Source organism: Alteromonas lipotrueae, from assembly GCF_019249215.1.
Classification (GTDB): Bacteria; Pseudomonadota; Gammaproteobacteria; order Enterobacterales; family Alteromonadaceae; genus Alteromonas; species Alteromonas lipotrueae.
In genome coordinates this window covers 338,218-348,579 of sequence record NZ_JAESDI010000004.1, presented here as the reverse complement: position 1 = coordinate 348,579, position 10,362 = coordinate 338,218, and the positions used below count along the sequence as shown (strand labels likewise).

8 protein-coding genes are annotated in these 10,362 nt (G+C 44.1%); 4 read left to right on the top strand and 4 right to left on the bottom strand.

What is annotated here, in order from left to right; genetic code table 11:
* From JKP82_RS06430 to JKP82_RS06415, 4 genes are all read right to left on the bottom strand, one after another.
* Window positions 1-1,104: hypothetical protein (locus JKP82_RS06430; protein ID WP_218396277.1), on the bottom strand; the 1,104-nt coding region annotated here is incomplete at its 3' end.
* A gap of 64 nt (window positions 1,105-1,168) precedes the next feature.
* Window positions 1,169-2,353, bottom strand: coding sequence for a mandelate racemase/muconate lactonizing enzyme family protein (locus tag JKP82_RS06425; protein ID WP_218396275.1), 1,185 nt, complete (start codon window positions 2,351-2,353; stop codon window positions 1,169-1,171).
* Between the two features lie 66 nt (window positions 2,354-2,419).
* Window positions 2,420-3,187, bottom strand: coding sequence for a class II aldolase/adducin family protein (locus JKP82_RS06420; protein WP_218396273.1), 768 nt, complete (start codon window positions 3,185-3,187; stop codon window positions 2,420-2,422).
* Window positions 3,188-3,303: 116 nt separating this feature from the next.
* Complete coding sequence (locus tag JKP82_RS06415; protein WP_232370567.1) at window positions 3,304-3,759, bottom strand: NUDIX hydrolase; 456 nt, start codon at window positions 3,757-3,759, stop codon at window positions 3,304-3,306.
* Between the two features lie 211 nt (window positions 3,760-3,970).
* Between JKP82_RS06415 and JKP82_RS06410 the strand changes: the two genes are divergently transcribed.
* From JKP82_RS06410 to JKP82_RS06395, 4 genes are all read left to right on the top strand, one after another.
* A complete protein-coding gene (locus JKP82_RS06410) occupies window positions 3,971-5,032 on the top strand; it encodes an efflux RND transporter periplasmic adaptor subunit (RefSeq protein ID WP_218396271.1) in 1,062 nt (353 codons plus the stop codon).
* A 3-nt stretch (window positions 5,033-5,035) separates the two neighbouring features.
* Complete coding sequence (locus JKP82_RS06405) at window positions 5,036-8,146, top strand: efflux RND transporter permease subunit (RefSeq protein ID WP_218396269.1); 3,111 nt, start codon at window positions 5,036-5,038, stop codon at window positions 8,144-8,146.
* A 527-nt stretch (window positions 8,147-8,673) separates the two neighbouring features.
* Window positions 8,674-9,078: a type 2 periplasmic-binding domain-containing protein gene (locus JKP82_RS06400; protein ID WP_159528706.1), complete on the top strand. Its 405-nt coding sequence runs from the start codon at window positions 8,674-8,676 to the stop codon at window positions 9,076-9,078.
* Between the two features lie 32 nt (window positions 9,079-9,110).
* Entirely contained in the window at window positions 9,111-10,268 is a 1,158-nt protein-coding gene (locus JKP82_RS06395; RefSeq protein WP_159528708.1) for a topoisomerase IV, read from the top strand.
* Window positions 10,269-10,362: the final 94 nt, after the last annotated feature.

Here is a 10,362-nt window from a genome sequence, read left to right as displayed (position 1 = left end):
CATGAGTATTACTTCAATCGATTTATTTATAGCACGATTAAGTTGGTTCTCGTAACTTGATATTGCGTTATTAATATAGGCTGCCCTATCAAGTAAACTGTCTTCTACGGCAATAATTTCCCATGCATCTATGAGTGCGTTCGCCAATGGTTTTCGACTCCCTTGCAGGCCTCGAAGCGAATCGCAAAACTCCAATCGAATATACGCTAGGGTTCTAATTGAAACCATGCGCTGGATCAACTTTTCAAGGGCTTTTCTGCGTCTGCCCGACGACAGTGCCTTAAGCGATTGCAGCTGATGATAGGCGTTGCTCATCGATTGTTGATAGGCATACAACATAGCATTGTAATGCTGAAGTAAAAACAAAACCCGTCGGTTATCCAACGACAGCGAAATATCATTGTTTAAAAATAGGCAATTTCCCGAACGAAAGAAAGCCTCATTGTTCTCACAATTGTTGGGTGGGTTTTCGTGGATAATTGAAAACACCTGTTTGGCTTCTTCGGTAGATTCTGGAACGCGGGTAATATAACAACGTCCAGTCCACAATACCGCATCATTGTCTGTAAGTTCAGAGGTCAGTAACTTACAGCGTTTACTCAGTGTATCGAAGGTGGTGTTCAGCAAGTTAATCATTACACCTCCTGCCGCTTGTAAAATTAAAGACAGGCTTTGTTCGATATCTCTGCTTTTAATTTTCTGCCAACACAGAGTGAGTTGAGCCTCAGATGCGGGTGCCAATGTAGCTTGTAAGGTCGCAATGCCGGTTTGATATAACCGTAAATTCAACCCCTGAAGCTGAAGACCTATTTCTTCTAGGGTTGAAAACGCATGCTGAAAAGCCGGACTTTCATGATCGATTTCAAGTTTTACCAATGGGGTAAACATGGGGCTTAATAAGTCTGAGTCTGTTGATACATAACCCATGTCCAGTTTACTTTCTTGATTGAGCACCCAATCTTGGCGGTGCATGGCTTCTTCAACTTTACTGGTTAAAGACGGCGTAAGCGCACTGAATTTGCGGGTTAACGCGATTGGCGTGTAAGTAACAATCGAGACGGGCGACGAACATAATATAGTCGATGGGGAAGGCGAGGCTGACATACTTCTTCTTATCCTTGAAAACAGTCGGGGCAAGGAGAACCATTGCCCCAATCTATGTGTTTCGCTATTTAAGTTCAGTTATTGTCATATGAGGCGAGCGGTAAACAATCTCGTCATTCAAATCGATGCCTAACCCTGGGGTATCTGGCGCTTCAATAAAGCCGTTTACGGGTTGTGGGTCTTGCAGACAAAGTTCACGGTTCCAGTCTTTAATGGCGTAGGTGTGGTGTTCGTGAATTAAGAAATTAGGTATTGCGGTTTCTAAGTGCAAACTTGCTGCTGTCGCCACCGGCCCACCACATACATGGGCTTGAATGCGCACGTCATAAATATCGGCGTAATCACATACTTTTTTCGCTTCAGTAAAGCCGCCACACAAGCCTACGTCAGGCTGTAGTACATCAATAGACTGGTCTTCTAAATAAGGGCGCACGTCCCAGCGATGATACAAGCGTTCACCACCAGCAATCGGTACGTTTACGTTTTTAGCCACTTTATCGTGTAGTTTTGAATTCAAGTAATTGACGGGTTCTTCGTAATACAAGCAGCCAATTTCTTCAACAATATCGCCAAGCTGGATGGCGGTAGATGCCCCTAACAAGCTGTGGCATTCAAAAATAATATCGCCGTCTTCACCCATGGTGTCGCGTATGGCTTTTAAACGGGCTTTAAATAGCTTTAGTTCTGGCTTAGAGAAAAGTTTAGTGCGATCGAAGTGGGTGACACCGTCTTTATCGTAAACAATAGGGTCTACTTTCACGGCATCGTAGCCATCTTTTAACGCTTTTTCGGTCGCGCGTGCATAGTCGGCCGGGTCGTTTAGCTTAGTGACTTCTTTATCCCAATCGAACTGCAATTGGCTGGCATAGCTGCGCAGTTTGCCATTGGTTTTCCCGCCCAGCAGTTCGTAAACGGGTAAGCCTAGGGCTTTGCCTTTAATGTCCCAAAGTGCAGTATCAATAGCACTCATGGCTGCATAAATAACAGGTCCACCACCTAAGCCCCAAAAGCCTTCACGTAACATACGCGACCACAATAGCTCAGTGTGGAATGGGTTGAAGCCAATTAGCATGGCTTCTGCAATTTCTTTTATCATGTGCGCTGCAGCACTATGACCCCAATCGTAAGCTAAGCCTGCTTCACCGACACCGGTAATGCCTTCATCGGTATACACTCGTACGAAAACAGGGTTCCACGCTGGGCGCTTTGGGCACTCAATATCAAATATTTCTACTTTGGTTACTTTCATTTATGGTTTCTCTATTGTCTGTTTGTAGTCGTCGCTAGCGGCACTGGCAACGACGCATAATATGGATTATTCACAAAAGCCAGAGTCGAGCTTGTAGGCTTTTCTTAGCATGGCGGGCCAGGCCTTCTGGCCGCCGGTTTCACCACTGTGCACTACGCTGGCTTGCTGATAAATACCGTCAATAATAGGCTGCGGTATCTCAATAACTTCTTCGTTCGACTGCATGAGCGCCAGCTGAATTTCACAGGCTCTTTGTAAATCATAAAAGCGCATGAAAGCATCGCCTACGGTGGGGCCGACAGTTAACCCTCCGTGATTAGGCAGCAGCATATGGTTGGTATCGCCTAAATCATCTTGAAGGCTTTTCTTTTCACTGTCGTTTACTGCCAAACCTTCATAACTATGGTACGACAGCGAGGGAAGTGAAAATAAAGAATACTGGCTCCAAGGCTTTAATCCGCCTTTTACCGATGCCACAGAAATGGTGGCGAGTGTGTGCAAGTGAATAACGCACATTGCATCGTGACGAACCTCATGAATGGCACTATGGATAGTAAATCCGGCGGGGTTTATTTGGTAAGGCGAGTCATCAAGGATATTACCTTCAAGATCAACTTTTACAAGGTTAGACGCGGTTACTTCGTCAAATCCTAACCCAAAGGCGTTAACTAAGTAATGGTCTGTGCCGGGGACTTTAGCCGAAATATGCGTATAGATAAGGTCGCCCCAACGCATATCAGCAACCAGTCGATAGCATGCGGCTAAATCGACGCGCGTTTGCCATTCTATTTCAGACACTTTGCCTTTAAGGCTAAGAGGAGCTAATGAATACATGGCCTGTCTCCTAAATATAGCAGGCTAAACTTGAAGATAATGATGGCTTAACCCCTTCTAATAACAGCGGGTAATCAAATTACCAAAGCAAGGGCATTGGCACAACCAAACACACGTTATTCTTGCTGAGATTGGCTTGCTTTAATTTTATTAAAGCTATCGCGAAACGCAATTAGATCATCAGGAAAGCGAAGTTGAACATGGGTGAGCAAAAAGGGGTCGGCCTTTACCAATTCAATCACTTCTAGTTTTGCCCATGGCGGCGCATCAAACACATCTGGCAAGTGTTCTACCCCAGCATTTAATGTACACTCAAATAGCGCGAGACCATTTTGTGTAACGGCCAATTTTTCACCTACCTCGACATTGAAACCTGTTTCTTCCCATGTTTCTCGGTGGGCTGCGCAAACTAATGATTCGCCCTCTTTTTTTCCGCCACCGGGGAAATCTAAACGGTTTGAAAGGCGATGTTTGATCAAAAGCGCTTTGTTTTGCACTTTAATGATGCATGCGGCGGCATTTTGAGTATGCTCCTCGTTATTCGTGCTTCGGCAAAAAGGTGCTTCAGGCACCTTCTTTGTACATCCAAAAAGCGTTAAAACTACCAAAATGGATGATAAGCGAAAATTGATACTCATTAGTTTGGGTAAAATACTATTCAGAAAAAGTTAATAATAATAAAAACGTAGATAAAGGATTTGGTTTGAACGCGACCCTGAATCTCGTTAATGCACCAACTTGGTTACTTTATCACGTGGTGCATATTTACCAATAGGAAAGGTTATGTCTTCACGCAAATTACTATCTCCATTATTAATAGGTGCTTTATTGCTAGCGGCTGTGGTTGTCTATGTAAACTTGCCTGCAGAAGAACAGGTGAAAAAAGGCGGCTCTCTGGCGACAACAGTGAAAACCATATTGGTAGAGCAAGGCGCAATGGCGATAACCATTGAAGCCCTCGGTACTGCCAGAGCGAATGAATCGATAGCAGTCACTGCGCAAGTTACCGAAACCGTGCGCTCAGTTAACTTCGAAGATGGCGATAGTGTGAAGGCTGGCCAAGTGCTTATTCAGCTAAACAATAATGAAGAACTGGCTCGGGTTGCTGAATTGCGCGCCAATATTGATGAAGCAAAGCGCCAATACACCCGTATTTTTAACTTACGTGAGTCTAGCGCGGCTTCAGAACAGTTACTTGATGAACAACAAGCGCGTGTAAAAGGATTAGAAGCGCAATTAGACATCGCTGAAGCGCAGGTTGATGACTTGCAAATTCGCGCGCCATTTTCTGGTGTGCTTGGTGCACGACAAGTCAGTATTGGTTCATTGGTGCAGCCCGCTGGTGTTATTACCACCCTTGATGATATTAGCGTAGTAAAAGTTGATTTTAGCATTGCCGAGAACCAATTGGCGAGTGTAGCAAAAGGCCAGAAGGTTTCGGCGACATCGGTGGCTTATCCAGGTGAAATGTTCAGTGGTGAAATCACGCATATTGATACCCGATTAGACCCCATCAGCCGCGCTATTAGCGTACGCGCAATTATCGACAATAAAGACCAACGATTAAGGCCGGGCATGCTACTTACCATCGTGGTTGAAAAACGTGTGCTTGATACGCTTATCCTTCCTGAGAAAGCTTTAGTGCCAGTGCAAGATATTCAATATGTGTATGTGGTAGAAGGCGATGTTGCCCATCAACGCGAGGTGGTTATTGGCGAACGCCGACCTGGTATCGTTCAAATTGTCTCTGGACTTAAAGCCGGTGACGAAGTGATTACGGAAGGCACGCTTAGAGTACGCGATCAATCTGCTGTTAACGTTCTTAACCGTAACAACGAGGGTTAAGCCATGTTGTTATCTGACATTTCAGTAAAAAGGCCGGTATTTGCCACGGTTATCAACCTACTGTTGATTATATTTGGCGTGGTCGCCATTTCCATGTTGGCCCTTCGTGAGTACCCAGACATCGACCCGCCCATTGTATCGGTTTCAACCAAATACACAGGCGCATCGGCGAATATTGTTGAAACCCGCATTACTCAACTACTCGAGGACAGAATTTCGGGTATTGAAGGGATTAAAAATATTACTTCAACGTCGACCAATGGACGTTCTGATATCACCATAGAATTTAAATTATCCAGAGATATCGACGCTGCCGCTAATGATGTGCGAGAGCGAGTGAGTCGGGCACTGAATAATTTGCCTGATCAGGCCGATCCTCCAGAAGTTTCAAAGGCCGATTCCGATCAAAGTGCCATTGTGTGGTACAACCTGCGTAGTACAAACCTTAATACCATGGAGCTTACCGACTACGCAGAGCGCTTCCTAGTGGACCGCCTATCGGTAGCCGATGGGGTTGCACGGGTTCAAATTGGTGGTGGTCGTCGCTATGCCATGAAAGTATTTCTTGATAGAAACGCTATGGCTGCCCGTGGTATTACCGTAAGCGATGTTGAAAGTGTCATTAGTTCTGAAAACGTTGAACTTCCCGCTGGTGAAGTTGAGTCGCTCGATAGAAACTTTGAAGTACGTGTAGCGCGTACGTTCTTATCGCCAGAAGATTTTGCGGCGTTAACCGTAGCAGTAGGGGACGATGGATACCTCGTTCGCTTAGGGGAAATTGCGAATGTAGAGTTGGCGGCTGAAGACGACGAAACCGAGTTTAGAGGCGACGGCGTTAACATGATTGGTTTGGGCATTATAAAGCAATCAAAAGCGAATACTTTAGATGTTGCTCGCTCAGCAAAAGCGCAAATCAGAAAAATTGAAGAAACCTTGCCAGACAATATTTTCATTGTGCCTAGCTATGACTCCTCAGTATTTATTGAGGCATCGATTAATGAAGTTTATGAAACCCTCGCCATAGCCATGCTTATGGTGGTAATTGTTATTTACCTCTTCTTGGGAAATGTGCGCGCCACACTTATTCCTGCAGTCACTGTACCCGTGTCTCTAGTGGCAGCATTTATTGTGATGTACGCGTTAGGCTTCTCTATCAACCTACTTACCTTACTTGCTATGGTGTTAGCGATTGGGCTGGTGGTAGATGATGCCATCGTGGTGCTTGAGAATATTTCCCGGCGAATAGAAATGGGTGAACCTCCCATATTAGCCGCTTATCGAGGCGCTAGAGAGGTTGGCTTTGCGGTTATTGCAACTACCTTGGTACTGATTTCTGTATTTGTGCCTTTAGTGTTTCTTGAAGGGAATGTAGGGCGTTTGTTTACTGAGTTTGCCCTGGCTATTGCTGCTGCTGTGGCGTTTTCTAGTTTCACCGCATTAACCCTCTCGCCTATGATGGCCTCGAAAACTCTTAAAAAAAGGACGCGTTCAGTAGGATTTGGTGCGTGGATGGATAAGCGTTTTCATGCCCTCGAAAACCGCTACTTTAAAAGCTTGGGAAGTACTATTCACCAGCCGTTTATCATGGTGCTATTGCTAATTGTTTCAGTGGTGGCACTAGTACAAATCTCAGAAAAGTTACCTAGTGAATTCGTGCCTAAAGAAGATCGGGGAAACTTTTACATATTAATGAATGCCCAAGAAGGCGCGAGTTTCGAAAGTAATGCCGCTAACCTTAAACTTATCGAAGACATCCTAATGCCTTACCGTGAAAGCGGTAAAATAGGTAGGTTACTGGTACGTACTCCAGGGTTTGGCAACAATGCCGGGATCGCCATTGTTGGCTCTGCCGATTGGGATGAGCGTGATTTTAGCACCTTCACATTGATGGATGAAATAAGTGCGAAGCTTGATGCCGTGCCTGATGTGAGAGCCTTCGCCATTATGCGAAGTGGTATTTCAGGCGCAGGTTTTGGTAGGCCCGTACAATTTGTATTGCAAGGTGATACCTACGAGAACTTAGTTGAGTGGCGTGACATCCTAATCGAAAAGGCCTCAGAAAATCGAAACTTAGTTCGTATCGACTCTGATTATAAAGAAACATCACCTCAGCTTCTGGTCAATATAGACAGAGATAGGGCGGCTGATTTGGGGGTGTCTATAAGTGATATTGGCCGTACCTTAGAAGTCATGTTAGGGCAACGTACGGTCTCTACATTTTTAGATAGGGGCGAAGAGTACGATGTTATAATCGAGGGTATAGAGGCTGATTTTAGAAGCCCAAATAGTATCGATAATCTTTATGTTCGTTCTTCAAGAAGCGGCGAGCTTATTCCCATGGACAACTTGCTTACTTTCGAAGAGCAGGCGACTTCCTCACGCTTAAATCGTTATAATCGCATGCGTGCTGTCACCATTTCAGCGAACTTAGCCGGCGACTATACGTTAGGAGAGGGCTTAGCTTACCTCGAGAATATCGTACGCACAGAGCTACCTGACAATGTGTCTATCGACTACAAAGGCGAGTCACAGCTTTATCAAGAACAAGGAAATTCGTTTATCTATGTGTTCTTGTTGGCGCTTGCGGTCACATACCTAATTCTCGCTGCGCAATTTGAAAGTTGGGTACACCCGCTAGTTATAATGTTAACTGTACCTCTTGCGCTGGTGGGCGCTTTTATCGGACTCTATTTTGCCGGTATGACACTTAACATTTATAGCCAAATAGGGCTGGTTATGCTGATTGGTCTTGCGGCGAAAAACGGTATTTTGATTGTGGAGTTTGCTAATCAACTTCGAGATGCAGGTATGAACTTCGAAGACGCACTACGACGGGCAGCTGCTCAGCGACTTCGCCCTATCGTTATGACCGGGTTTACTACGGTATTTAGCTCTTTGCCCTTAGTGTTTGCGTCTGGTCCTGGCGCAGAAAGTCGCATGGTAATTGGTATGGTTATCGCTGCGGGTGTTCTGGTTTCTGCCTTTATGACATTGTATGTGGTACCGACGGCTTACAGTTGGCTTGCTCGAAACACAGGTTCCCCCCAGCAAAGAACCGTTGAAATAGAACGCTTAGAAGTTGAAATTCCCTACCGTAAAGGCGAAGAAAATTAAGCCCTCACATCTAGGGTAAGATCGTGTTTTTAGACACTCATTTACTATGATTCTGCTCAGTGCTTAACCAATAAGTACGGAAAAGTTCAAAAAGTCGGGCGGTATTAAGGTATATGTTTTTATACAATAATATCGTTCGCCACTCCTAAATAGAACTCTGGAGATTTTTTATCTAACTGAATTTTAACAACTATATTTAATTGTTTTTCACATCTCTGCTATTTTTACGTATGAAGTTATAAGTTCTGCCAATACCTTTATCCTTTTGTATAGTTGCTTCTACGCCTCTCTACCCTAAACTGCGCCAACTGTATTAGGGCTATGCTGAACACAACGAAATTTAAAGCAAATTTTTTGTATCTCAGTTGGCAGTTTTTCTAATCCTTGCTAATACTTATCTTAATCTTGAAGCACAGAAGATATTTGTATGAGTAAGAATAAAAAATAAGCACATCGGTATAGGTAGATTAAAGGTTAACGTTCTTTTAATTGCGCTACCGAAACAAATACGACTTAGAGGACATGTAATGAAACAGTGGATACTAGCAGCAAGTTTGTGCAGCAGCATGGCTTTTGCAGATGTAGCAGTGATAGTTCACCCGTCTAACGGCGATGCATTAGACAAAGATTCAATCAGCCGACTCTTCCTTAACAAAATGAAAGCTTTTCCAAACGGCACGAAGGTAGTACCGCTAGCACTTGCTGAAGGGCAGGCCGCTACAGACGAATTCAACGGTAAAGTTTTGAATAAATCAGCGTCTCAGCTTACCGCTTTTTGGTCTAAATTAGTTTTTACTGGGAAAGGTCAGCCTCCTAAAGCATTAGGTAGCGACGCCGAGGTGGTTTCAGCTGTTGCTGCAGACCCAGGTGCAATTGGCTATGTAGATGCTGGCTCCGTAGACGGAAGCGTTCGCGTAGTTGCCACTTTTTGATTACACAGTTTAAGAATTTTTAAGGATTTAACATGAAAACCAAACTTGCCCTTTTATCAGTTGCTAGCTTAATCGCCATGCCAGCGGTTGCAGACATAAAAATCAATGGGTTCGCCAACCTTATCGGTGGTATGACACTAGATGATGACGAAGCGGTATACGGTTACGACAGCGATTTTAATTTCGAGCCTGCGAGTGTTTTCGGACTTCAAGTGCGTGGTGATGTTAGTGAGAAGCTTTCTGCAACAGCGCAGCTTGTTGGTCGTGGAAGTGACGATTACGATGCAAGTTTCGAATGGGCATATATGACTTATGCACTTTCAAATAACTCGAGTATCAGTGCTGGAAGAGTTCGCCTGCCATTATTCAAATATTCTGCTTCTTTGGATGTGGGTTATTCGTACCACTGGCTAACACCGCCACAATCGGTTTACGGCGTACTTATCAATAATATTGATGGTGTTCGTTACGATTACAGCAACTACGCGGGTGACTGGGAATATGGAGCACAACTTTTTGCAGGACGTTCAGAATCCGGTACATTAGAGGCGGATAACCTTACTGGTATTTCTTTTGAGGCCACTCGTGATTGGTTCAATATTCGTACTATTTATGCGCAAGCTAAATTTAATAGTCCAAATGAAGATCTAGAATTTTTAACTAATAGCATTAATCAATTTTCTCCGATCGTTCCTACTGTCACTGAGTTTTCAAAAAACTTCTTAATTGAAGATGATACCGTTGGTTTCTTCGAACTTGCCGTGAATATAGATAAATACGATTGGTTTGTAGGTGCAGAATATACCCACATTTCATTTGATGAAGCTCCTATCGCAAATGATGATGCTTGGTATATTACCGCGGGAATGCGTTTCGGTAAGTTCACTCCACACATTACTTATGAACATAAAGAGTCAGATCCTGATGATGTTGCAACTTACTTAAACGATGTTCCTTCTACTATATCTACTGGCGATGCCGTTACTGACGGAACATGGTCATCGTTGTATCAAGGCTTTGCAGCTGTAGCTGCATCGACTTTGGAAGATACTTCTGCATTAACAGCAGGTTTACGATACGATGTTGAGCCTGGTTTCGCGGTTAAAGGTGAAGTCACTTGGTTCGAAGATGATGCAAACGACGCGAATGATGCGACGCTATTGAGAGTGGGTGTTAACTACACTTTCTAGTCTTCGTTTATAGCAAAGTTTAGGCCCCGCTCAGTAATGAGGGGGGCTAAGATATTTCTAAAGTTTTTTAAGAATGTGAAGATATAGAATTATA

What these genes read in the sequence shown, in the direction of transcription:
- JKP82_RS06395 (WP_159528708.1), top strand. Translation starts at nt 9,111, where the DNA reads ATGAAAACCAAACTTGCCCTTTTATCAGTTGCTAGCTTAATCGCCATG.
- JKP82_RS06420 (WP_218396273.1), bottom strand. Translation starts at nt 3,187, where the DNA reads ATGTATTCATTAGCTCCTCTTAGCCTTAAAGGCAAAGTGTCTGAAATA.
- JKP82_RS06410 (WP_218396271.1), top strand. Translation starts at nt 3,971, where the DNA reads ATGTCTTCACGCAAATTACTATCTCCATTATTAATAGGTGCTTTATTG.
- JKP82_RS06425 (WP_218396275.1), bottom strand. Translation starts at nt 2,353, where the DNA reads ATGAAAGTAACCAAAGTAGAAATATTTGATATTGAGTGCCCAAAGCGC.
- JKP82_RS06405 (WP_218396269.1), top strand. Translation starts at nt 5,036, where the DNA reads ATGTTGTTATCTGACATTTCAGTAAAAAGGCCGGTATTTGCCACGGTT.
- JKP82_RS06400 (WP_159528706.1), top strand. Translation starts at nt 8,674, where the DNA reads ATGAAACAGTGGATACTAGCAGCAAGTTTGTGCAGCAGCATGGCTTTT.